This window comes from Kitasatospora sp. NPDC036755 (assembly GCF_040636595.1).
Classification (GTDB): Bacteria; Actinomycetota; Actinomycetes; order Streptomycetales; family Streptomycetaceae; genus Kitasatospora.
Genome location: NZ_JBEZUT010000123.1, coordinates 1 through 23,470 on the forward strand (window position 1 = coordinate 1; position 23,470 = coordinate 23,470).

Below are 23,470 nucleotides of genomic sequence, written 5' to 3' on the forward strand. Positions count from 1 at the left end.
GCAACGGCTACCGCCGCACCACGGTCTCCGACATCGTCGAGGAGTCGCAGCTGTCGCGCCCGACGGTCTACAAGTACGTGGGGAGCAAGGAGGAGCCGGCTTCGGCCGCCTCGCCCAGGTAGACGGCGGAGGGCGCGGCGAGGCAGTCGCGCGGCGCGGGGGGCAGGCAGGGCCCGTAGGCGCGGTGGTCCAGGACGGGGTGTTCGCGCAGGTAGGTGCCCTTGCCCTGGAGGCGGACCAGGCGGCCCTCGTTGACCAGGACGTCGACGGCGAGCCGGACGGTGTTGCGGGCGACGCCGTACTGGCGCTCCAGTTCGCTCTCGACCGGCAGGGCGGCGTCGGCGGTGAACTCGCCTTCGGCGATCCGGCGGCGCAGGTCGGCGGCGAGGCGCTGGTATTTGGGGGATTGGGCGGTGCCCCGGGGGATTGTCACCCTCGTGAATGTAGCGAGCGCGGCGAGCCGGTTTCAGCGGTTTCCGGCAATACCGTCCGAGCGGGTTGACAACGGGCCGGAGCGGACCCCTTCCGGTAGCAGAACTGGCCCGTCCGGATACGAACAGCTGGCCGTGGCGAATGCGGGAAGGGGCTGGAGAGATAAACGGGGGGCGCGTGGAATTCGCCACGCGCCCCCTTTCGTACGAGCCGCTTTCCCGCGAGCCCCTTTCCCCGGGGCCACCGGCACGCCGCGGAACCACCGGCGCACCACGGGACCCGGAGCGCCGCCCGCCCCGGGACCGCAGCCGGGCCCCGGAACCACAGCCGCGCCGCGGCACTACCAGCGCGCCGCCGGGGGCAGGGGCTCCCCGTACCAGAGCTCGACCAGGTGCCGGGCGATCGAGATGCCGGACGGCGGCAGGATCTCGCCCGCCTCCATCCCCGCCCGCAGCTCCTCCCGGGAGAACCAGCGCGCCTCGGCCAGCTCCTCCCCGTCCACGGTGATCTCGGTGCCGCCGGGCAGCGCCCGGCCCAGGAAGCCGAGCATCAGGCTGGACGGGAACGGCCAGGGCTGGCTGGCGACGTAGCGCACCTCGCCGACCCGCACGCCCGCCTCCTCGTGCACCTCGCGGGCCACGGCCTGCTCGATCGACTCCCCCGGCTCGACGAACCCGGCCAGCGTCGACCAGCGGCCCTCCGGCCACAGCGCCTGGCGGCCGAGCAGGCAGCGGTCCTGCTCGTCGGTGATCACCATGATCACCGCCGGGTCGGTGCGCGGGTAGTGCTCGGCGGCGCAGGAGGTGCAGCGCCGCACGTGCCCGGCGCCGGCCTTCTCGGTCGGGTGGCCGCAGCGCGAGCAGAAGCTGTGCAGCCGGTGCCAGTGCTCCAGGGCCACGGCGTGCACCAGCAGCCCGGCGTCCCGGTCGGACAGCAGCCCGCCGACCTCGCGCAGCCCGGCCGGGCGGGCGTCGCCGTCCAGGCGTCCGGGCAGGCTCTCGCCGGCCAGCGCGAAGTACGAGACGCCGTCCTCGTCGGTGCCGAGGAAGTACCGGTCGCCGGTCTGCGGCGCCTCGAAGGAGGGCAGCAGCACGAGTTCGGTGCCCTGCGCGGTGTCGACCACGAACGCCTCGCCGCCGGCGATCGGCAGGACCCGGGTGTTCGGGTGGCTCCAGGCGGCCGCCAGCCAGGGCTCGTCGAAACGGTGCTCGGCCGCGCGGTCCACCCCGGACCGGGCCAGTGCCAGGGGCAGCGGGCGCTCGGTCTCAGGCACGGTGCTCACGTCTGTTCCATCCCCACGTGGTGAATCATCCGGATGAGTGATCTGGCTGCCATGGTGCGCGCACCGGGGCCACCGGCGCGGGTGGCCCCGGTGCGCGCGGCGGTGCTCATGCCTCCGGCCGGAAGTTCTCGGCCAGGTCGCCCCAGAGGTACGCGGCGGTCTCCACGCCCTTGGCCAGCAGGTCCAGCTCGACCTTCTCGTTGACCGAGTGCCAGCCGTCCGAGGGCACCGAGATGCCGAGGAACAGCACCGGCGCGCCCAGCACGTCCTGGAGGTCGGCGGCGGGGCCGGAACCGCCCTCGCGGGTGAAGAGGATCTTCTGCTCGAAGGCCCGTCCCATCGCGCGCACGGTCGACTGCAGCGCCGGGTGGTCCAGCGGGGTCAGGCAGGGCCGGGTCGCGCCGGGGAAGACCAGCTCGTACCGGATGCCCGCGGGCACCTGCTCGGCCGCCCAGGCCCGCACCGCGTCCCGGACCTTCTCCACCTCCTGCCCGGCGACCAGCCGGAAGGACAGCTTGAGGTGCGCCGAGGTCGGGACGATGGTCTTGCCGCCGGGGCCGGTGTAGCCGCCCCAGATGCCGTTGACCTCGGCGGTCGGGCGGGCCCAGATCCGCTCCAGGGTGGAGTAGCCGGCCTCGCCGCGGGTGCCGTACGACTTGGCGACCCGCAGCCACTGCTCCTCGTCGAAGGGCAGCTCGGCGAACAGCTCGCGCTCGGTCTCGGTCAGCTCGACGACGCCGTCGTAGAAGCCCGGGACCGCGACCTTGCGGTCGGTGTCGTGCAGGGCGGCGGCCAGCTCCGCCGCGACCTGCGCCGGGTTGGGGACGGCGCCGCCGAAGGAGCCGGAGTGGATGTCGGTGTCCGGCCCGAACAGGTCGATCTGGGCGTCGGCCAGGCCGCGCATGCCGGTGCAGACGGTCGGCGTGGTCGCCGACCACATGCCGGTGTCGGAGATGACGACCACGTCGGCGGCCAGCCGCCCGGCCTCGCGCCGGACCAGCTCGGCGAAGTTCGGCGAGCCGGACTCCTCCTCGCCCTCGATCAGCAGCTTGAGGTTGACGGCCGGCGCGGTGCGGCCGGTGGCGGCCAGGTGGGCGCGCACGCCGAGGGTGTGGAAGAACACCTGGCCCTTGTCGTCGGCGGCGCCGCGCGCGTACAGCCGGCCGTCGACCACGGTCGGGGTGAACGGCTCGGTCTCCCAGCCGTCCTCCTTGGCCGCGGGCTGCACGTCGTGGTGCCCGTAGACCAGGACGGTCGGCGCGGACGGGTCCCCGGAGGGCCACTCGGCGAACACCGCCGGCAGTCCGTCGGTCTCCCACACCTCGGCCACGGGGAAGCCGGTCGTGCCCAGCTTGGCGGCCAGCCACTCGGCCGAGCGGCGCACGTCACCGGCCCGGTCCGGGTCCGCGGAGACCGAGGGGATGGCCAGCCACTCGGAGAGGTCCGCGAGGAAGGCGGCCTGGTGCTGGTCGATGTAGGAGCGGACGACGCTGTCCGGGGTTCTCGTCATACCGACGACTGTAGTTCGCCCGTACGGGTGCCCGCCCCGGCCGTCCGGCTGCCGGGCGCCGTCGGGGCTGTAACCTCCGTCACCCCCGGCCTCCGCACCCCGTCGCTGCCCCCGCCCCGGCCCCGTCGGGGCGGCCGTCGCGACCCGCCACGACGGCCGCCACCCCCGCCGCGGTGTCGGTGCGGACGGGGGTGGCGGAACGGGCGCGGGGCCTGGGCCTCAGCCCGAGCGGCGCAGCAGGGTGATCCGCGAGCGGGTCATCAGCGCCGCGAGGGCGGCCGCGAGCACGGGCAGCAGCAGCACGGTGACGGCGATGGTGGGCCACGGGAAGACCAGGGACGCCTTGTCGGCGAGCTCCTCGGCGCTCATTCCCGGGTAGCTGCTCGCCGCGGCCTCGACCTTGCGCAGCGCCACGCCCGGCACCACGCCGCAGACCACGCCGAGCAGGGTGCCCATGGCGGCGATCACCCCGCACTGGAAGCCGGACAGCGAGCGCCGGATGCGGGGCTCGGCGCCGACCGCCGCGAGGGTGGTCAGGTCGCGCTGGGAGTCGGCGGCGGCCAGTCCGGTGGCGATGCCGGCCGCGCCGAGGGCGACGATGCCCGCGAAGACGTTCAGGCCGAGCTGGATCAGTCCGGCCGGGGACTGGTAGCCGCGTTCGATCTTGAGCACGTCGTGGTCGCTGAGCTTGGACAGCGCGCCGTCGGCCTTCTGCTGGGCGCCGTCCGAGGGCATGCCCTCGGGCAGCCAGACCGCGCCGGCCGGGGCGGTGGTGAAGCCCAGCCGGTCGGCGGTCTCCGGGCTGAGCACGGCCTGGGCGGGGGAGGGCAGCGCGGGTGAGGCGAGGAAGGCGTCCACGACGAGCTCGATGTCGGCGGGCCTGGCCGAGCCGCTCCCGTCAACGGTGCCCGGGGCGCTGAACCGGATGATCGTCTTTCCGTCCTTGATGTAGCGCTCGTCGAAGACCACCGCCTTGCCGGCCGCAAGGGCCGAGCCGGCGGCCTTGTCGGTGACGCCGAAGAGGTTGCGCAGCAGGACGGTGCCCCCGGCCGTCACCGGGTTGAACGCGTTGCCGCGGCGGTGGTTCGTCTGGCAGCGCTTGTCGCCGCTCAGGATCCGCTCGCGCTCGGCGTCGGTGAGGGTCTCCTTCGAGTCCATCAGGGGGCAGCGGTCCTCCTTGGGCAGTTCGACGCTGACGTAGCCGCAGTAGACGCCGGGGCCGCAGTCGCCCTTCGGCTGGACGCGCTGGACGTCGGCGCGCGGGCCGAGGTCGGGGATGCTCTTCTCGACGGCCTCGCGCATCTGCGGCAGCATCTTCTCGTCGTTCTGCCAGCCGCTGCCGAGGATGACGGCACCGGACGGGCCGGAGGCGACGTACTCGCGCCGGTACTGCTCCTCGAAGCTGGCCATGTAGACGCTGACGGCCACGGAGCCGGCGACGGCGGCCATCACGGCGGCGACGGCGGGAGCGGTGCGGCCGCGGTGGCGCACCGAGTCGCGCAGGGCGAGCCGGGGGCCGAGCGAGAGCCAGCGGCCGAGCCGGCCGAACAGGCCGACCAGGTAGGGCACGAGGGCGACCATGCCGAGTTCCGCGACGGCCGAGCCGCCGAGGACGGCGAAGCTGCGGTTGCCGAAGCCGCCGGTGGCGCCGAACAGGGCGAGGGCAGCGCCGCCGCCGATCATCAGCAGGCCCACGAGGGCGAGCCTGCGGCTCGGCGGCTTGAGGGTGTCGCGGCCGGTGAGCGCGGCGACGACGTCCTGGCGGGAGGCCTGGACGGCGGGCACGACAGCGGCCAGCAGGCCGGTGACGAGCCCGACCAGGAGGATGCCGAGCAGGTCGAGCGGCTGCACGGCGAAGTGGCCGAAGCGGCGTCCGGCGTTCTCCTCGGCGGTGGTGCGCAGCAGGGCGACCAGGCCGACGCCCAGGCCGAGGCCGACCACGGCGCCGGTGAGGCCGAGGACGATGCCGCCGCCGAGCACGACCGCGCGGACGTTGGCCCGCTCACCGCCGGCGGCGGCGAGCAGCCCGAGCTGCCGCCGGGAGCGCCGTGCGCCGACGGCGAAGGCGGGGCCCGCGAGGAGGACGATCTCCAGCAGGGCCATGCCGACGACGGTGGCGAGGATGACGATGTCGGTCCGGTTGAAGAAGCTGGGACCGGAGTCGAACTGCCCGGCCTCGGTGAAGTACGGGACCTCGGAGCGGGGCGGCGGGTCGGCGAGGACGGCGCGCGAGGTCAGCGTGAAGCCGTACTCGTTGAGTTCGCGGGCCTTGGGCCAGTCGAGTCCGGCGGTGCCGGCCGGGAGCTTGACGAGCCAGCGGGTGGGGTCTCCGCCGTTGGGGTCGTCGGGGTCCGGGGGGAGCCGGTTGATCAGGGTGCCGGGGCGGGCGGTGAGCTCGGTGGCCCGCAGTTCGCCGGGGTACTCGTAGGCGCCGGTGATGGTGAAGGGGCTGGATTCCAGGCCGCGGACGGCGGTCTTGTCCCCGATCCTGAGCCCGGATCGCTTGAGGAAGTCCTGGGTGACGGCGGCCTCGTTGTCGGCGGCGGGGGCCCGGCCCTTGAGCAGGACGATCCGGCCCTGCCAGACCGGGTCGCTCAGGTCGGCCTCGGCGACCCGGGTGCTGAGCAGGCCCTCGGCACTGGTCGCGGCGGTGTACGGGCCCTGGAGCTCGGGCACCAGGACGGTGCCGGCCGGGAGCAGTTGGCGGGCCAGCTCGGCGGGGGCGGTGTCGAGGGCGCGCTGTTGCGCGGGGGTGTACGTGGGGGTCTCGCCGGGCTTGAGGTCGTCCTTGGGGCGCTGCAGGGTGTACCCCTGCTCGGGGTCGGGCGCCTGCTTGACGGAGGAGCCGCGGTCGATCATGTGCAGTTCGCCGGCGGCCTGGCCCATGATCCGCACCGCGCGCTCGGAGGGCGTCGGTTCGGCGCTGCGGAAGAACACGTCGGCGCCGGTGACGCCGAGCACGGGCAGGGCGACCATGGCGATGACGAGGGCGCTGCGGCCCTTGGCACGCAGGGCGTCGCGGCGGGCTATGCGCAGGGCGACCCGCCAGGCGCTGAGCTTCACTCGTCCACCTTCAGGCTGTTGCCGGCGGCGGTGACGAGCAGGCTGGCGGCGTCCTGGCTGACGGACTCGTCGACCATGCGGCCGTCGCGCAGGAAGACGACCCGGTCGGCCCAGGCGGCGTGCCGGGCTTCGTGGGTGACCATCATGGCGGCGGCGCCGGCGTCGCAGCGGGCGCGCAGGACGGCGAGGACGGCCTCGCCGGTGGTGGAGTCGAGGGCGCCGGTGGGTTCGTCGGCGAGGACCAGGCGGCGGTCGCCGATCAGGGCGCGGGCGATGGCGACGCGCTGCTGCTGGCCGCCGGACATGTCGTCGGGGAAGCGGTCGGCGAGCTCGGGGATGCCGAGTTCCTCGAGCGCGGTGAGGGCCTCGCGGCGGGCGGCGCGGGTGGACAGCCCGTCGAGTTCGCGCGGCAGCGAGATGTTCTCGGCGGCGGTGAGCGCCGGGATCAGGTTGTAGTCCTGGAAGACGTAGCCGACGGAGCGGCGGCGGACCTGGGCGAGCTTCTTGCGGTTGAGCCCGCCGAGGTCGCAGCCCTCGACCAGGACGCGGCCGCCGCTCGGGGTGTCCAGGCCGCCGGCCAGGGTGAGCAGGGTCGACTTGCCGGAGCCGGAGGGGCCCATGACGGCGACGAACTCGCCGGGGTGGACCTTGAGGTCGACGCCGCGCAGGGCCTGGACCTCGGCGGCGCCTTGGCCGTGGACGCGGGTGACGTTCTCCAGGTGGAGCACCGGCGTCTGCCGGGCCTCATCGGTGTGGGACACGAATTCCCCCCTTGTGCTGGGTGTGCGCTCGGCGTCGGGGCCGAGCCTGGTGGTTCGGGTTCCGCGGGGGCTCAGGTGCGCAGGCGGCGGCCGCGTTTGGCGGGCGCGGCCCCGTCGCCGGCGGCCTCGGCGGTGCGGGCCTGCAGGAGTTCGGCCTGCTGGGCGAGCCGGGTCTCGCAGTGGTCGAGCCAGCGGATCTCCGCTTCGGTCTGGAAGATGAGCTGGTCGAGGACGAGCAGCCAGGCCAGGTCGTTGCCGGCGGAGGGCGTCGCGCCGGGGCGCTTCTCCCCCGCGAGGGCGCGGCCCTTGAGCCGGGTGTAGTCCTGGAGCGCCTTGATGCTGTGCCGGCGCTGGCCCTGGACGACGGCGGAGACGTCCACTCCGGGGACGGTCACCGCCATGGCGAGCTTGATCGCCAGTTCGTCGCGCGGGGGGCTGGTCCGGGGCACCGGGGTGTCGAACCAGCTCCGCAGTTCCTCGCGGCCGGCGTCGGTGGCGGCGTAGAACTGGTGGCCCTCGTCGTCCTCCCCCGCGGGCTCCACCAGTCCGTCGCGCTCCAGGCGCGACAGCGTGGTGTAGACCTGTCCGACGTTGAGCGGCCAGGTGGCGCCGGTGCGCGCCTCGAACTCGGTGCGCAGCTGGTAGCCGTAGCGCGGGCCCTGGTCGAGCAGGGCGAGCAGACCGTGACGGATGGACATACCGAGTATGTATACCCGGTATGTCGTACCGCCTCAAGCCGGGGCCGCCCGGCCCGGGGAGCGGGTACCGTCGTGCGGTGTGAGCCAGTTGCGCATCGCCACCTTCAACCTGTTGCACGGCCAGCCGCTCGCCCCGGACGGCGGACCACGGCCCTACCCGCCCGACGCGGGCGGGCCGCTGGCCGAGGCGGTGGCCGCGCTGGACGCCGACGTGCTGGCGCTCCAGGAGGTGGACCGCTACCAGGCGCGCTCCGGCGGCACCGACCAGGCGGCGGTGGCGGCCGCGGCGATGGGCGCCAAGGACTGGCGCTTCGCCGCGGCCCTGCACGGCCGCCCGGCGCCGGTGGCGGGCTGGGTGCCGGAGCCGTCCGCTCCGGGCGGCCTGCGGGTGTACGGGCCGGGCGAGGTCGGCGACGACGCCCCGCCCTCCTACGGGACCGCGCTGCTGACGAGGCTTCCGGTGCGGCACTGGCGGGCCCGGCGGTTCGCCCCGGCGCCGTTCGGGCTGCCGCTGCGGGTGGCCGGCCGGCGCGGGCTGACCCCGGTGCCGGACGAACCGCGGGCGGCCCTGGCGGCCGTCCTGGAGGGCGACCGCGGGCCGTTCACCGTGGTGGCGGCGCACCTGTCCTTCGTCCCCGGCTGGAACATGGCGCAGCTGGCCGGCATCCGGCGCTGGATCGCCGACCTGCCCCAGCCGTACCTGGTGCTGGGGGACTTCAACCTGGTCGGCGCCGTGCCGCGCACGGTGCTCGGCGGGGCGACGGCCCTGGAGCGCACCGCGCCGAGGGCGCGGGTGCGCGAGCTGCGGGCGGCCCGGCGGGCCCGGCCCGCGCTGGCCGAGCCGCGCCGGCGCCGGGTGCGCGAGCCTCGCCCCCGACTGCAGGGCTGGTACGACCTGGCGCGCACGCCGACCTACCCCTCGCACCGGCCCGCGGTGCAGTTCGACCACGTGCTGGCGATCGGTGTGCCGCGCACGGCGGTCGGCCCGGCGGCGGCGCCGCGCGCGGCGGTGTCGGACCACCGCCCGCTGCTGGTCGAGGTGCGCCTCTGACGGCACCCCCGGCGGTACGTCCGGCGCACCTACTGGCGCGTCAGGACTCCGGCCTGCTGCGGCAGGTGGACGGTGTTCCCGTCCCGGTGGGGGCCGGACCCGAGGGCGGGCGGGGGGTCGAACTGGAGCAGCAACATGGCGGCGTCGTCGCCGAGCTGGCGCCCGACGTGGCGCACCACGTCCTCGTGCAGCCGCTGCAGGACGTCGGCCGGGCGGCCGCCGGCGCAGCGCGGGAAGCGTTCGGCGAGCGGGTAGAAGACGCCGGCGCGGTCGCGGGCCTCGATCACCCCGTCGGTGAACAGCAGCACCCGGTCGTCGCCCTGGAGCAGCAGCCGGTGCACCGGCGGGTTGACGTCGGCCGGGTCGAGGACGCCCAACGGCGGCACGGTCTCGGCGAGTTCGAGCTGTCGGACCTCGCCGCCGCGCAGGAGCAGCGGGGCCGGGTGGCCGCAGTTGACGATCTCCGCGGCGCCGCCGGGGCCGACCCCGATCAGCACCAGGGTGACGAACTCCTCCTCCACGCCCGGGTGGTCGTTCTCGTGCAGGGCGCGGTCGAGGCTGACGGCCAGCCAGCCGGCCACCCGGTCCAGGGCGGCCTCCTGGTGGGCGGCCTCGCGGAAGGCCCCGAGCACGGCGGCGGCCGTCTCCACCGCGCCGAGGCCCTTGCCGCGCACGTCCCCGACCACGGCCCGCACCCCGTGCCGGGTGTTGACCACCTCGTAGAGGTCGCCCCCGATCCGGGCGTGCGCGGCGGCGGCCTCGTAGTGGACGGCCGCCCGTACGGTGCCGACCCGCTCGGGAACGGGCCGCAGCAGCACCCGGCGGGCGATCGAGGCGACGAGCTGGGCGTCGGCCAGCGCCTGCTCCTGGCGCAGCCTCAGGGTGGCGCTGACCCATCCGATCGCGGCCACGAGCAGGATCGCGAAGACGCTGGCGGCGTGCACGGACTCGCCGATCGTGTCACTGCGGATGGCCATCAGGAAGGCCGCCGCCTCGGTGCCCAGACCGATGGCGAGCGGGTACCAGGTTCGGCGGCTGACCACGGCGGCCAGCGCGGGCACGGCGGTGAGGGCCGGTTCGACCGTCACCTCGGTGCCACTGAGGTAGTCGAGGGCGACGATCAGCACCATGCCGATGAACGGCAGCGACAGTGCCGTCCTCGGCCAGGTGCCGGTCGCGCGCGGGGCGGGCCCCTGGGTCGGCCCGGCGAACCGCTCTCTGATCCATCCGGTCGCGCTCAACTTCGGTCTCTCCAGCAGAAGACGCCGATGCCCGAGGGCACCTGCGGCGATGACTGAGGGTTAGGGAACACGGGCCTCGCTGGCGGCCGGAGCACGGGGGTTGACCGGTTACCGACCCCACAATAGGCGCGAAACGTGCACGACGCACAGGTTTCGGGCACTGGTGTGATGACTTGGATGCTCTGTGTGACTCAATAGTCACTGTTCCCGATCAGGAGCCGTTCCAACTCTTTTCGGTCAGGAAGTCCTGCCGGACGGACGATCCGGCCACTGCGGACGTACAGGAACGAAGCCGTGACCTGCTCGGGATCGACGCCCGCGTGCTCGGCCCAGGCCAGCCGGTAGACCGCGAGCTGCAACGGGTCGGCGGTCTCCTCCCGGTGGGTCTTCCAGTCCACCACTTCGTAGCGTGACGCACCACCGGATTCCGACAACGTGTCATCTTCCCGGTAGACGGCGTCGATCCGGCCCCGCACCACCCGGCCCGCCAGCACCAGCTGGAACGGCGCCTCCACCCGGTACGGCTTGCGCTGCGCGTACGGGGTGCGCAGGAACGCCTCCTTCAGCCGCTCCAGGTCCTGCTCGTCCTCGATGCCGTCGTCGTCGGCCCCAGGCAGCGCACCGGGCTCGACCAGTAGCAGCGGCTCGATCCGGGACTGCACCCAGGCGTGGAAGCGGGTGCCGCGCCGGGCCGCCGGCTGCGGGGGCCGCGGCATCGGACGGGCCAGCTCGTGCGCGAAGCCGTCCGGGTCGGCGGCCAGCCGCAGCAGCTGGGTGGCGGACAGCGCGGCGGGCAGCGGCACGTCCCGCGCGGTGCGCCGGGAACGCTCCAACTCGCCCAGCAGCGCGGTCAGGTCGCGGTCCCAGGAGGCGACCTGACGCTGGTCCTCGGGGGCCATCTCCTCGGCATCGGGCGCGGGCGCGCCGGCCACCCGCGAGCGCACCACCCCGGCGACCCGGCGGCGGGCGTGCTGGGCGGCCGGGTCCAGCGGCAGCGGCCAGGGGCGTTCGACGGGGGCGGCCAGCGCCGGGTTCTCGGCGCCCTTCTCCGGCTGCTCGGCCCAGTGCTCGACCTCGCCGGCGCCGGGCCGCTCGCAGTGCTCGCGCAGCCGCTCCAGGAAGGCGGACGGGCCGCGGACGGTCTTCTGGCTCGGCCCCCACCAGTGCCCGGAGGCCAGCAGCAGCGACCGGGGGCGGGTGAACGCCACGTAGCCCAGGCGCAGTTCCTCGACGGCGGAGTGCTCGGCGAGCTCCTTCTTGAACGCCGTCATCGACTTCCCGTTCCACCCGCCGCGGACGTCGGGCAGAGTTTCGGCGTCGCCGCGCAGGGCGTGCGGAAGCACGCGCTTGGTGCTCGTCCAGCGTTCGCGCGGGCTCGACGAGGGGAACGCGCCCCGCACCAGGCCGGGGACGGCCACCACGTCCCACTCCAGGCCCTTGGACTTGTGCGCGGTGAGCACCTTCACGGTGTCCTCGCCGCCGGGCAGACTGCTGTCCAGGCCGCGCTCGTACTCCTGGGCGGCGCGCAGGAAGCCGAGGAACGCGGCGAGGCCCGGATCGCCGTCGAGGTCGGCGAAGGAGGCGGCGACGTCCAGGAAGGCGTGCAGGGTCTCCCGCCGCCGGGCGGCCAGCGCCTGCGGGGAGGCGGCGAGTTCGACCTCCAGGCCGGTGACGGCCAGCACCCGGTGCAGCACGTCCATCAGCGGGTCGGCCAGCGAGCGGCGCAGCTCGCGCAGCTCGGCGGCGAGCCGGGCGAAGCGCACCCGCGCCTCGGCGGAGAACGGCAGCTCGTCCGGCTTCCCCTGCTCGCCGGACGGGGAGTCCAGGAACGTCTCCACCGCGTCGGCCAGCGACACCACCTCGGTCGGGTCGGCCTCGGCGACCGCCGCGGCCAGCGCCTCGACGCCCTCGGGCCGGTCGGTGCGCACCAGGTCGGCGGCCCGGCGGCCGAGCAGCGCGAGGTCGCGCGGGCCGATCCGCCAGCGCGGGCCGATCAGCAGGCGCACCAGCGCGGCGTTGGCCGTCGGATCCTGCAGCACCTCGCAGACCGCCACCAGGTCGGCCACCTCGGGCAGCTGCAGCAGCCCGCCGAGGCCCACCACCTCGACCGGCACCTCCCGAGCGACCAGCGCGGCGTGGACGTCCGGGAAGGCCGCCCCGCCGCGGCACAGCACGGCGATCCGGCCGGGCGCGGTGCCGGTGCGCACCAGGTGGGCGATCGAGTCGGCCAGCCAGTCGATCTCCTCGGCGTGGGTGGGCAGCAGCGCCGCGCGCACGTAGCCGTCCCGCTCGGCGCCGGGGGCCGGGCGCAGCGCCTCCACGCCCTCGTGCATCTCCCGCAGCGGGGCGGCGAGTTCGTTGGCGAAGGCGAGCAGCCGGCCGCCGCTGCGGCGGTTCTCGCTGAGCGCGTAGCGCTCGGCGGGGCGGCCGTCGGCCTTCGGGAAGTGCCGGGGGAACTCGTCGAGGTTGGCCACCGAGGCGCCGCGCCAGCCGTAGATCGCCTGGCAGGGGTCGCCGACGGCGGTCACCGGGTGGCCGCTGCCGGTGCCCGGGCGGGCGCCGTCGGAGGGGGCGCCGAAGAGCCCGGCGAGCATCAGCCGCTGGGCGACCGAGGTGTCCTGGTACTCGTCCAGCAGCACCACCCTGAACTGGCCGCGCAGCAGCTCGCCGACCTCCGGGCGCTGCTGGGCGAGGCGGGCGGCGGCGGCGATCTGGTCGCCGAAGTCCATCAGCCCGGCGGAGCGCTTGCGGCGCCGGTAGTCCTCGACCAGGCGCAGCAGCTCCAGCCGGGCCCGGGCGGTGGCCGGGACGGCCCGCAGGTCGTCGTTGGTCAGCTTGACGGTGGCGAGGGTGTCCAGCAGCTCCTCGTCGAACGCGCGCAGGGTCTGCGGTTCGACCAGGTGCTCGGCGAGCTCGCCGTCCAGCGCGGTGAGGTCGGCGACGAGGTTGGCGAAGGTGCCGGTGAGGGCGGGGAAGGGGCCGCGGGCGGTGCGCAGGACCTTGGCGGCGAGCTGGAAGCGGGTGGCGTCGGCGAGCAGCCGCACGTCCGGCTCGATGCCGATCCGCAGGCCGTGCTCCTTGAGCAGGCGGCCGGCGAAGGCGTGGTAGGTGGAGATCTCCGGGTCGCCGAGCGGCTCGGCGGCGTCCCGGTCGATCGCCCCGGCCCTCAGGAGGGAGTGGCGCACCCGTTCGGAGAGCTCGCCGGCGGCCTTGTTGGTGAAGGTGAGGCCGAGCACCTCCTCGGGCCGTACGGCTCCGGAGCCGACCAGCCAGACCACCCGGGCGGCCATCACGGTGGTCTTGCCGGAGCCGGCGCCGGCCACGATCACGGCCGGTTCCAGGGGGGCGCCGATGGCCGCCATCTGCTCCCGGTTGAACGGGATCCCCAGCAGCTCCTTGAGCTGGTCGGGATGGCTGAGCACGGCGGTCACCACGCAACGGTAACCGGAGCGACGGACAAGCTCCGCCCCGCCGCCGCCCGGCCGCTACTCGACCAGCTGCGCCCCGTCGCGCTGGGCGGAGCAGCTGCGGCGGAAGGCGCAGCGGTCGCAGCCGCCGCCGGTCTGCGGGACGAAGCGCTCGGCGAGCACCTTCCCGGCCGCCTCGGCGAGCAGGTTCTCGATCCAGGGCTCGCCCTCCGGCGGCTCCTGGCGCTGCACCTTGGGCGCGTCCTGGGCGGCCTTGGCGGCGGGCTCGCGCAGGTGGACGAGTTCGGCGCCGCCGGTGTCCGGCGGGTGACCGGTGAAGCCGGGCAGCTCGTTCAGGGCGCCGGCCCGGACGGCGAGCTGGTAGACGGCGAGCTGCTTGTGCTCGGGCAGCGACTTGTCGGTGGGTATCTGCTTGCCGGTCTTGAAGTCGACCACGTAGGCGCGCCCGGCCGCGTCCTTCTCCACCCGGTCCATCGAGCCGCGGATGCGCACCGAGACGCCGCCGACGTCGAGGGTGACGTCGAAGCCGTGCTCGGTGGCGACGAGGTCCCGGCCGCGCTCCAGGACGTGCCAGTTGAGGAAGCGCTCCAGGGCGGAGCGGGCCTCGGTCTTCTCCTGCTGGGACTTCCAGGGCGCGTCGAAGGCCAGCGCGTCCCAGACGGTGTCCAGCCGCTCCATGAGCACGGCCAGGTCGGCGGGGGTGCGGCCGGAGCCGACCTCGTCGGCGAGGGCGTGCACCACGTTGCCGAAGCCCTGGGCGGCCGAGCCCGCGCCGCGCGCCTTGACCTCCTTGTCCAGGAACCACTGCAGGGAGCAGCTCTCCAGCTGTTCCAGCCCGCTGCCGGACAGCCGGACCGGCGCGTCGGCGCTGCGCAGCGGTTCGGGGGCGCTGGTCGGGTCGTCCAGGCCCCACCAGCGTTCGGGCCGGGCGGCGGGCACCAGCGGCAGTCCGTCCTCGTCGGTGGCGGCGGCGAGGGTGGCGAGCCGTTCGGCGGCTGCGCGGCGCAGTTCGGGCGAGCGGGCGGGGTCGACGGTGACGGCGCGCAGTTCGGCGACGAGGGCGGCGACGGACAGCGGGCGGCGCGGGCGGTGGGTGACGTCCTCGACGGTGACCGGCGGAGTGCGGCGGACGGTCCGCCCGGTCCTGGGGTCGACGTCCTCGCGGTAGAGCTCGCGCAGGAAGCGGGAGGGCTCGTCGCCGTCGTCGGCGGGGGCCTTGACCGCGGTGACGATCAGCCGCTCCCTGGCCCGGGTCGCGGCCACGTAGAAGAGCCGGCGCTCCTCGCCGAGCAGGGCGCCCGGGGAGAGCGGTTCGGCGAGGCCGTCGCGGCCGATCCGGTCGGCCTCCAGGAGGGAGCCGCGGCGGCGCAGGTCGGGCCAGAGGCCGTCCTGGACGCCGGCCACCACGACCAGGCGCCACTCCAGGCCCTTGGAGCGGTGGGCGGTCATCAGCCGGACGGCCTCGGGGCGCACGGCCCGGACGGTGAGGGTGTCGGCGGCGATGTCCTGGGCTTCGAGTTCGGCGAGCAGGTCCAGGGCGCTGCGGTGGCCGGTGACCTGTTCCTCGGCGCGGGCGGCGGTCTCGAACAGGGCGCACAGGGCGTCCAGGTCGCGGTCTGCGTTGCGGCCGGCCGCGCCGCCGCGCAGGGCGGCCCGTTCCAGGCGCTCGCGCCAGCGGCGGCTGCCGTCCCACAGCTCCCAGAGCGCCTCCTCGGCGGTGCAGCCCCCGGCCAGCAGCTCGCGGACCTTGCGCAGCAGGGTGCCGAGGTCACGGGCACGGCGGGCGTGCGCGGGGTCGAGGGCGACGAGCCGCTCGGGTTCGGCGAGGGCCTCGCGGATCAGTTCGCCGGCCGGGCGCGGGGCGGCGGCGGGGTGTCCGTCGGCGCGCAGGGCGGCGCGTTCCTCCTCGCGCAGGGCGCGGCCGAGGCGGCGCAGGTCGGAGCCGTCGAGGCCGCCGAGCGGCCCGGTGAGCAGGGCGTGCGCCAGTTCGGTGGTGAGCGGGTCCGGGGCGTCCGGGTCGCCCTGCTTGTCCCGGGCGGCCTGGTCGGCGCAGACCCGCAGGGCGAGCAGCAGCTGGGCGACGGCGGGCTCCTCGCGCAGCGGCAGGTCGTCGCCGTCGATCTCCAGGGGGACGCCGGCGGCGCCGAGCGCCCGCCGCACGCCGGGGATGGAGCGGGCGCCGGCCCGTACGAGCACGGCCATCTCGCCCCAGGGCACGCCGTCCTCCAGGTGGGCGCGGCGCAGCAGGTCGGCGATCGAGTCCAGTTCGGCGCCGGGGGTCGGGTAGGTGTAGACCTCGACGGTGCCGCCCTCGCGGGAGGGCAGCAGGGCGCGGTGCTGGGCGAGCTTGTCGGCGGGCAGCCGGCCCATCGGCATCCGGCGGGCGAGTTCCCGGGAGGCGGCGAGCAGGACGGCGCCGGAGCGGCGGGAGACCCGCAGCACCTTGACCTCGGCGGGGCTGCCGTCGGTCTGCCGGAAGGTCTGCGGGAAGTCGAGGATGCCGTTGATGTCGGCGCCGCGGAAGGCGTAGATCGACTGGTCCGGGTCGCCGACGGCGACCAGGTCGCGCCCGCCGCCGGCCAGCTGGCGCAGCAGCCGGACCTGGGAGGGGTCGGTGTCCTGGTACTCGTCGACGAAGACGACCTCGTAGCGCCGGCGCAGCTGTTCGCCGACCTCGGGGCGTTCGGCGAGCAGGACGGCGCGGTGGACGAGTTCGGCGTAGTCGAGGACGCCGCGCAGGTCGAGCACGTCGAGGTAGTCGGCCAGGAAGTGGGCGGCGGCGGCCCAGTCGGGGCGCTGGACGCCCTGGGCGAAGCGCTCCAGTTCGGCCTCTCCGAGGCCGAGTTCGCGGCTGCGGGCGAGGACGGCGCGGACCTCGTCGGCGAAGCCGCGGGTGGTCAGGCAGGCCCTCAGGTCCAGTGGCCATTCGATGCGGGACCTGCCGTGCTTGGCGTCCTCGGCGCCGCCGGCCAGCAGCTCGCGGACCATGACGTCCTGCTCGGGGCCGGAGAGCAGCCGCAGCGGTTCGGCGTAGTCCTGCGGGTCCTGGTGGGCGCGCAGCAGGGCGTAGCAGAACGAGTGGAAGGTGGTGGCCTGCGGGGCGGCGGCGGAGCTGCCGAGCCGGCCGGACATCCGGTCGCGCAGTTCCGTCGCGGCCTTGCGGCTGAAGGTGAGGACGAGGATCCGCTCGGGGTCGGTGCCGTCCTCGATCCGCCGGGCGACGGCCTCGACCAGGGTGGTGGTCTTGCCGGTGCCGGGCCCGGCCAGCACCAGCAGCGGGCCGCCGGCGTGCTCGACCACGGCGCGCTGGTAGTCGTCCAGCACGGGGGGTTCCGGCTGGACGAGCGGGCTGCGCACGAGCCGGTAGGGGGAGGTCACGAACTCGGTCCTGGGGTCGAACGGTGGGGCGGGCGGGGCACGGCGGGGGCGGGCCCGCGGAGGGTCCGCCCGCATCGAGCCTACGATCCTGCCCCGTCATTCCCGTCCGGGTGCGGGTTTCAGGGACTTTCGTCCCCGTCCCAGCGGGCCCGCCGGAGGTCGACCCGGGGCGGGTCGGCGAGTTCGCGCAGCGGGGTGCCCTCGTCGCCGTAGTGGGCGAGGGCGCGCTGCTCGTGCCCGGGCAGCAGCCGGCCGTCGGCGCGGATCACCCGCCACCAGGGCACCGAGCCGCCGTACAGGGCCATCACCCGGCCGACCTGTCGGGGGCCGCCCTGGCCGAGGTACTCGGCGACGTCGCCGTAGGTCATCACCCGGCCGGGTGGAATCCGCTCGGTCAGGTCGAGCACCAGTTCGGCGAACGGCGGCAGGGCGTCCGGAGGGCTGTCGTGTGTTGCGTCCGTCACCTGCGGCATCCTTCCCTACAGGGGCGCGCTCGCGGCGCCGTGCGAACGATCCGCCGCGCCCGATCCGCCCCCTGTCCCGCACGGGAGGCCGGGGCATGCCACCATCTTCCGGGGCGGTGAGTGGTGATACGAGGACAAGACCAGATGACCGGGACGGCTGACGTGGGCGTGGACAAGGACTCCGACGAGTCCGCTGCCGCCGTGCCGTCGCCGCCCGGGAGCGGGAGCGAAGGCCGGCCCGAACCGGGGCCGACGCCGGAAGTCTCCCTGATCAAGGACCGGACGATCAAGACCCCCGTACCCGCGAAGCCCCCCGGACAGCCCGGCCCGCCCCCGGCCGACAACGCCGCGGCCCCCGAGACCGCCGTCCCGGAACCGGCCGACCCCGGCCCGCCGGCCCCGGCGGGCCCCACGGCCCCGCCCGGGGACCCCGACCCGCTGGACGAGGCCGCGCACCTGGACGTCGACGAGCCGCTGCTCGCCGCCCGCGCGCACCGCCCGTCCGACCTGATCCGCTTCCTGGCCGGCGTCCTCGGGCTGGTCGCGGTCTTCGTCCTGGCCGGCATCGCCACCGGGACCACCACCGGCATCGAGCAGGACATCGCCTCCAACGCGCCGCACTTCTCCGCGGTGTTCTCCACCATCACCGGCCTGCTCTCCAGCGTCGCGGTGCTCGCCGTGCCGCTGGCCTTCGCGGTCGAACGGCTGATCAAACGCGACGGCCTGCGGGTCGCCGACGGCGTGCTCGCCTCGGTGCTGGCGTACGGCGTCTCGCTCGGCATCGACTGGTGGGTGGCCGAGGGCGCCTCCGAGCACACCCGGGACGCCCTGACCAGGCTGCCGCTGGACAGCAACGGCACCCTCACCGACCCGGTGCACGGCTACCTCGCCCCGGTGATCGCCTACATGACCGCCGTCGGCATGTCGAGCAGACCGCGCTGGCGGGTCGCCCTGTGGGTGGTGGTGGTCTTCAGCGGGGTCACCGAGCTGCTCGGCGGCTACACCACCCCGCTGTCGCTGCTGCTCACCGTGCTGATCGGCTGGTCCGTCGCCTACGGCACGCTGTACGCGATCGGCTCCCCCAACATCCGGCCCACCGGCCAGCACCTGATGATCGGTCTGCGCAAGGTCGGCTTCACCCCGGCCGGCGCCGTGCGCGCCCCCGACGCCCCCGGCGGCACCCGCCGCTACCACGTCACCCAGCAGGGCGGCCCCCCGCTGGACGTGCACATCATCGACCGCGAGCAGCAGGCCTCCGGCTTCTTCTACCGGGCCTGGCGGCGGCTGCGGCTGCGCTCGGTCGCGGTGCGCCGCAGCCCCCAGTCGCTGCGCCAGGCGCTGGAGCAGGAGGCCCTGATCGCGTACGCGGCGGCCGCCTCGGGCGCCCGCGCGCCGCAGCTGGTCGCCACCTCCGAGCTCGGCCCGGACGCCGCGATCCTGGTGTACGAGAACGTCGAGGGCCGCACCCTGGACGAACTGGCCGACGAGGAGGTCACCGATCCGGTGATGGCCTCGATCTGGCAGTCGGTGGCCGCCCTGCACGAGCGCCGGATCGCCCACCGCCGGCTCACCGGCGAGTCGCTGCTGGTGGTGGACGGGCGCAGCGGCTGCCTGGTCAACCTCTCCGGCGGCGACATCGCCGCCACCGACCTGACCCTGCGGATCGACGTCGCCCAGCTGCTCACCACCTTCGCGCTGCGGATCGGCCCGGAACGCGCCGTCGCCACCGCCAACGCGGTGCTCGGCGCCGAGCGGGTGGCCCAGGCGCTGCCGCTGCTCCAGCCGGTCGGGATGAGCCGCTCGACCCGGGTCGACCTCGCCAAGCTCACCAAGGAGCGCAAGGCCGCCGCCCGGGCCAGGGCGCTGGAGCAGGTCGCGGCCGGCGAGCGCACCCAGCAGCAGGCCGAGGAGGACATCGCGGCGGCCGGGGAGGACCTGCTGAGCCGCATCCGCGGCCAGATCCTGCAGATCGCCCCCGAGGCCCCGATGGCCCCGGCCAAGCTGGAACGGCTGAAGCCGAAGACGCTGATCATGGTGATCGCGCTCACCTTCGCCGCCTACCTGGCCCTGACCACCATCAAGCCGGCCCAGCTGAAGCTCTCCCAGATGAACTGGGCCTGGGCCGCGGCCGCGCTGCTCGCCGCCGCCTTCAGCTACGTGGCCGCCTCGATGAGCCTGACCGGCTTCGTCCCCGAGCGGCTGCCGTTCCGGCGCACCGTCGCCGCCCAGCTGGCCGGTTCCTTCGTCAAGCTGGTCGCCCCCGCCGCGATCGGCGGCATCGCGCTCAACACCCGCTACCTGCAGAAGGCCGGCATCCGCTCGGGGCAGGCGGTGGCCTCGGTCGGCGCCTCCCAGCTGGCCGGCCTGGCCGGGCACCTGCTGCTGCTGTTCAGCTTCGGCCTGATCACCGGCAGCCAGACCAACGGGGACCTCTCCGCCTCCCGCGCGGTGATCATCGGCGTGCTGACCGCCGCCGTGCTGGCCCTGGTGGTGGCCGCCGTGGCACCGTTGCGCCGGTTCGTGCTGGGGCGGCTGCGCTCGCTGTTCTTCGGCGTGGTGCCGCGGATGCTCGACCTGATGCAGACGCCCAGCAAGCTGGTCACCGGCTTCGGCGGCATCCTGCTGCTGACCCTCTCCTTCACCGCCTGCCTGGACTTCTCGGTGCAGGCCTTCGGCGGCGACGTCAGCTTCTCGGCCGTCGCGGTGGTCTTCCTGACCGCCAACGCGGCCGGGTCGGCGATCCCCACGCCGGGCGGCATCGGCCCGGTCGAGGTCGCCCTGATCGGCGCCCTGACCGTCGCGGACGTCTCCCCCGCGGTCGCCACCCCGGCCGTCTTCCTCTACCGGGCGCTCACCTTCTGGCTGCCGGTGATCCCCGGCTGGATCGCCTACAACGTGCTCCAGCGCAAGAACGCGCTCTGAGCCGCCCGGGCACCCGGAGAACGCGAGGAGGGCCCGCCGGTTGCGGCGGGCCCTCCTGCGTCGGTGCTCTACGTGCCGGTGCTCTAGTAGACCGGCTTGTGCGGCTCGATCTGGTTCACCCAGCCGAGCACGCCGCCGCCCAGGTGCACGGCGTTGCCGAAGCCGGCGGCCTTCACCACGGCCAGCACCTCGGCCGAGCGCACGCCCGACTTGCAGTGCAGCACGATCTTCCTGTCCTGCGGCAGCTTCTCCAGCGCGTCGCCCATCAGGAACTCGTTCTTCGGGATCAGCACCGCGCCGGGGATGTTGACGATCTCGTACTCGCCGGGCTCGCGGACGTCGATGAGGTAGATGTCCTCCTTGTCGTCCTGCCACTGCTTCAGCTGCTGCGAGGTGATGGTCGAACCGGCGGCGGCGGCCTGCGCCTCCTCCGACACGACGCCGCAGAAGGCCTCGTAGTCGATCAGCTCGGTGACCGTCGGGTTCTCGCCGCAGACGGCGCAGTTCGGGTCCTTGCGGACCTTCACCTGGCGGTAGTTCATCTCCAGGGCGTCGTAGATCATCAGCCGGCCGACCAGCGGGTCGCCGATGCCGGCCAGCAGCTTGATCGCCTCGTTGACCTGGATCGAGCCGATGGACGCGCACAGCACGCCCAGCACGCCGCCCTCGGCGCAGGAGGGGACCATGCCCGGCGGCGGGGCCTCCGGGTAGAGGCAGCGGTAGCAGGGGCCGTGCTCGGCCCAGAACACGCTGGCCTGGCCGTCGAAGCGGTAGATCGAGCCCCACACGTACGGCTTGCCGAGCAGCACCGCGGCGTCGTTCACCAGGTAGCGGGTGGCGAAGTTGTCGGTGCCGTCCACGATCAGGTCGTAGCCGGAGAAGATCTCCATGACGTTGGAGTTGTCGAGGCGCTCCTGGTGCAGCACCACGTCGACGTACGGGTTGATCTCCTTGACCGAGTCGCGGGCCGACTCCGCCTTGGAGCGGCCGATGTCCGACTGACCGTGGATCACCTGGCGCTGCAGGTTGGACTCGTCGACCACGTCGAACTCGACGATGCCCAGCGTTCCGACACCGGCGGCGGCCAGGTAGAGCAGGGCCGGCGAGCCGAGGCCACCGGCGCCGACGCACAGCACCTTGGCGTTCTTCAGCCGCTTCTGCCCCGCCATGCCCACGTCCGGGATGATCAGGTGGCGGGAGTACCGGCGGACCTCGTCAACGGTGAGCTCGTCGGCCGGCTCGACCAGGGGTGGCAACGACACGGGGACTCCGATGGGTCTTGTTCGGGTGGCCAGGGCCAGCCTCGGTGCGGGGTTGTTGCTCCGCCACTGGGGTGGCTCTCTAGGCCAACAGTGTCACGCCCCCTCGGTATTCCGAGACAGCCCGTCCGATGGGCGAGACGGGCGGCGTCGGATCGTGGAACCCGCGGCGGGGCCCGGAATGCCGCCCCGGGCCCGTGGTTGACGGGCCCGGGGCGTACGGCGGCACGCTCACACCCGGCAGGCCGTCTCCAGCCAGACGTCGCCCAGCGACTCCTCCAGCGGCACCTGCGTCCGCCATCCGAGACGGTCCCTGGCGGTGCGCACGTCCGCCTGCCGCCACGGCACCGGCTCGCCCGGCGCCGGCCGGCCCTCCGGCCGGTGCCCCTCCGGGCGGTGCCCGGGCAGGTGGTGGCCGTGCGGGTGCTCGCCGCCCGCCCCGGCCGCCTGCGCGGGCAGCAGGACCGGCCGGTTCTCCTCGACGATCTGCCCCTCGAAGCCCGAGGCCCGCACCAGCAGCTGGGCCGCGTCCCGGGCCCGGACGGCGTGCCCGCTGCCGATGTTGACCACCCCGGTGGCGGCCGACACCGCGGCCGCCTGGATGGCCCGGGCGACGTCCCGCACGTCCACGAAATCCCGGTATCCGGACAGGTCCGGCATCCGCACCTGGTGCTCGTCCCGCTCCAGCGCCCGCCGCAGGCCCTCGGCCAGCCGCCCGAACAGCGAGGCGGTCGGCGCCCCCGGGCCCACCACGTCGAACACCCGCAGCACCGCGGCGTCCAGCCCGGAGGCCAGCACCAGCTCCGTCCCGGCCAGCTTGGACACCCCGTACGGGCCGACCGGCCGCGGCTCGGCCTGCTCGGACACCGGCACCCCGCCGGGCACCGGCCCGTATTCGGCGGCCGAGCCGACGTGCACCAGCCGGGCCGGTTCCCGGCTGCGCCTGATGGCCTCGCAGACCGTCGCGACGGCCAGCGTGTTCGACCGGATCAGGGTGCGCGAGCTGCCGTAGGTGGCGCCCGCGCAGTTGATCACCACCTGCGGCGCGACCGCGTCCAGGAACCGGGCCAGCGCGCCCGGGCTCCCGGTGGTCAGGTCGAAGCGGATGTCGGCCGAGTCGCGCCGGCCGAGCACCGTCACCTGCAACTCCTGGTCCATCAGCAGACGATCGGTGACCCGGCGGCCGATGAAGCCGTCGGCGCCCAGCAGCAGCACCCTCATCGGGGGCGTCCTTCCACGAAGCCAGCTCGGGACGACCTGGCGGACCGAATTCAACGAAGTTCAACGAACGGGACGAGAGCGGGGACCGTGAACCGGGCCCCAACAGCAGTCGAACGGGAACCGCCGGCGGCGGCGGTCGGCGGACGGCGCTCAGCGGTGCGTGCCGGCCCGGCCGAGCACCGCCCCGGCGTACGCCAGCAGCGCCACCGCGACGGTGCCGCCGCCGAGCAGCCACGCCTCCGGGGCGGAGCGCCCCAGGGCGAGCGGCTCGAGCACCGCCACGGCCCCCGCCGACGCCCCCGCCGCGGCGGCCGCCGTCCGGCCGCACCGCGCCAGCAGCACCGGCAGCACCAGCAGCAGGCCCAGCACGCCCTGCGCCGCCCACGCGGCGGGTCCGGCCCGCTCGGCCGCCAGGTGCAGCAGCCCGCCGCCGTGACCCGGCCCGGGGCGCGGGGCGACCACGGCCAGCACCGCCAGCGCGGCGAAGCTCAACCCCCCGAGCACCACCAGGTGCAGGGCCAGCGCGACCGGCAGCACCGGGCGCATCCGGGCCCGGAACTCGGCCAGGGTGCCCGCCGCGCCCAGGTGGCCCCGGGCGGCCCGCCGGTACCAGCGGGCCGCCCCCTCGGCCGCCCCCACCGACACCGCCGCCGCCAGCACCAGCGCGACGCGCGACGGACGGTCCCCGCCCGACGCGGCCGGCCCGAGCAGCAGCAGCGCGGCCAGGCCCAACCCGTGGCCCAGCGCCGCCGGGCGCGGC

The 23,470-nt window shown here is 74.9% G+C and carries 14 protein-coding genes and 1 pseudogene; 2 read left to right on the top strand and 13 right to left on the bottom strand.

The features are described 5' to 3' along the window. Positions 1 to 67: 67 nt before the first annotated feature. From AB0E96_RS19740 to AB0E96_RS19765, 6 genes are all read right to left on the bottom strand, one after another. Complete coding sequence (locus AB0E96_RS19740) at positions 68 to 433, bottom strand: GntR family transcriptional regulator (protein WP_359825226.1); 366 nt, start codon at positions 431 to 433, stop codon at positions 68 to 70. 339 nt (positions 434 to 772) lie between these two features. Continuing rightward, positions 773 to 1,714, bottom strand: a complete 942-nt coding sequence (nudC, locus tag AB0E96_RS19745) for an NAD(+) diphosphatase (RefSeq protein WP_359825229.1) — start codon at positions 1,712 to 1,714, stop codon at positions 773 to 775. Between the two features lie 106 nt (positions 1,715 to 1,820). Continuing rightward, positions 1,821 to 3,224 (bottom strand): dipeptidase, encoded by a 1,404-nt coding sequence (locus AB0E96_RS19750; protein ID WP_359825231.1) that lies wholly within the window; start codon positions 3,222 to 3,224, stop codon positions 1,821 to 1,823. A 219-nt stretch (positions 3,225 to 3,443) separates the two neighbouring features. Then, positions 3,444 to 6,287 carry an FtsX-like permease family protein gene (locus AB0E96_RS19755; protein WP_359825233.1) on the bottom strand — a complete coding sequence of 948 codons (2,844 nt, stop codon included), beginning with the start codon at positions 6,285 to 6,287 and terminating at the stop codon, positions 3,444 to 3,446. Next, the gene (locus tag AB0E96_RS19760; RefSeq protein ID WP_359825235.1) at positions 6,284 to 7,048 is read right to left on the bottom strand and encodes an ABC transporter ATP-binding protein; all 765 of its coding nucleotides are present in this window, start codon (positions 7,046 to 7,048) and stop codon (positions 6,284 to 6,286) included. Before AB0E96_RS19760 ends, AB0E96_RS19755 begins: the two co-directional genes overlap by 4 nt. Positions 7,049 to 7,119: 71 nt before the next feature. After that, on the bottom strand, positions 7,120 to 7,746 hold the full coding sequence (locus tag AB0E96_RS19765) for a PadR family transcriptional regulator (RefSeq protein WP_359825237.1): 627 nt from the start codon (positions 7,744 to 7,746) through the stop codon (positions 7,120 to 7,122). A 79-nt stretch (positions 7,747 to 7,825) separates the two neighbouring features. Here AB0E96_RS19765 and AB0E96_RS19770 point away from each other — a divergent pair, with 79 nt between their 5' ends. After that, positions 7,826 to 8,797 (top strand): endonuclease/exonuclease/phosphatase family protein, encoded by a 972-nt coding sequence (locus tag AB0E96_RS19770; protein ID WP_359825239.1) that lies wholly within the window; start codon positions 7,826 to 7,828, stop codon positions 8,795 to 8,797. Positions 8,798 to 8,826: 29 nt separating this feature from the next. Here AB0E96_RS19770 and AB0E96_RS19775 read toward each other — a convergent pair whose 3' ends face one another. From AB0E96_RS19775 to AB0E96_RS19790, 4 genes are all read right to left on the bottom strand, one after another. Continuing rightward, entirely contained in the window at positions 8,827 to 10,038 is a 1,212-nt protein-coding gene (locus AB0E96_RS19775; protein WP_359825240.1) for a PP2C family protein-serine/threonine phosphatase, read from the bottom strand. Between the two features lie 191 nt (positions 10,039 to 10,229). Continuing rightward, positions 10,230 to 13,469: an ATP-dependent DNA helicase gene (locus tag AB0E96_RS19780; protein WP_359825242.1), complete on the bottom strand. Its 3,240-nt coding sequence runs from the start codon at positions 13,467 to 13,469 to the stop codon at positions 10,230 to 10,232. A gap of 54 nt (positions 13,470 to 13,523) precedes the next feature. Next, positions 13,524 to 16,844: an ATP-dependent DNA helicase gene (locus tag AB0E96_RS19785; protein ID WP_359825244.1), complete on the bottom strand. Its 3,321-nt coding sequence runs from the start codon at positions 16,842 to 16,844 to the stop codon at positions 13,524 to 13,526. Between the two features lie 119 nt (positions 16,845 to 16,963). Beyond that, positions 16,964 to 17,317 (bottom strand): MGMT family protein, encoded by a 354-nt coding sequence (locus tag AB0E96_RS19790; RefSeq protein ID WP_359825247.1) that lies wholly within the window; start codon positions 17,315 to 17,317, stop codon positions 16,964 to 16,966. Between the two features lie 135 nt (positions 17,318 to 17,452). On the opposite strand from AB0E96_RS19790, the gene AB0E96_RS19795 reads away from it, so the two are divergent. After that, a complete protein-coding gene (locus AB0E96_RS19795; RefSeq protein ID WP_359825250.1) occupies positions 17,453 to 20,230 on the top strand; it encodes a lysylphosphatidylglycerol synthase transmembrane domain-containing protein in 2,778 nt (925 codons plus the stop codon). Between the two features lie 83 nt (positions 20,231 to 20,313). Here AB0E96_RS19795 and moeZ read toward each other — a convergent pair whose 3' ends face one another. From moeZ to AB0E96_RS19810, 3 genes and pseudogenes are all read right to left on the bottom strand, one after another. Next, on the bottom strand, positions 20,314 to 21,492 hold the full coding sequence (moeZ, locus tag AB0E96_RS19800) for an adenylyltransferase/sulfurtransferase MoeZ (protein WP_359825253.1): 1,179 nt from the start codon (positions 21,490 to 21,492) through the stop codon (positions 20,314 to 20,316). Between the two features lie 228 nt (positions 21,493 to 21,720). Then, positions 21,721 to 22,710, bottom strand: a complete 990-nt coding sequence (locus tag AB0E96_RS19805) for an NAD-dependent epimerase/dehydratase family protein (RefSeq protein WP_359825255.1) — start codon at positions 22,708 to 22,710, stop codon at positions 21,721 to 21,723. Between the two features lie 150 nt (positions 22,711 to 22,860). Beyond that, positions 22,861 to 23,470, bottom strand: a pseudogene (locus tag AB0E96_RS19810) (hypothetical protein); the annotation flags it as partial.

Coding starts and splice junctions, on each gene's coding strand:
- AB0E96_RS19750 (WP_359825231.1), bottom strand. CDS start 3,224: ATGACGAGAACCCCGGACAGCGTCGTCCGCTCCTACATCGACCAGCAC.
- AB0E96_RS19765 (WP_359825237.1), bottom strand. CDS start 7,746: ATGTCCATCCGTCACGGTCTGCTCGCCCTGCTCGACCAGGGCCCGCGC.
- AB0E96_RS19790 (WP_359825247.1), bottom strand. CDS start 17,317: ATGCCGCAGGTGACGGACGCAACACACGACAGCCCTCCGGACGCCCTG.
- AB0E96_RS19795 (WP_359825250.1), top strand. CDS start 17,453: ATGACCGGGACGGCTGACGTGGGCGTGGACAAGGACTCCGACGAGTCC.
- AB0E96_RS19805 (WP_359825255.1), bottom strand. CDS start 22,710: ATGAGGGTGCTGCTGCTGGGCGCCGACGGCTTCATCGGCCGCCGGGTC.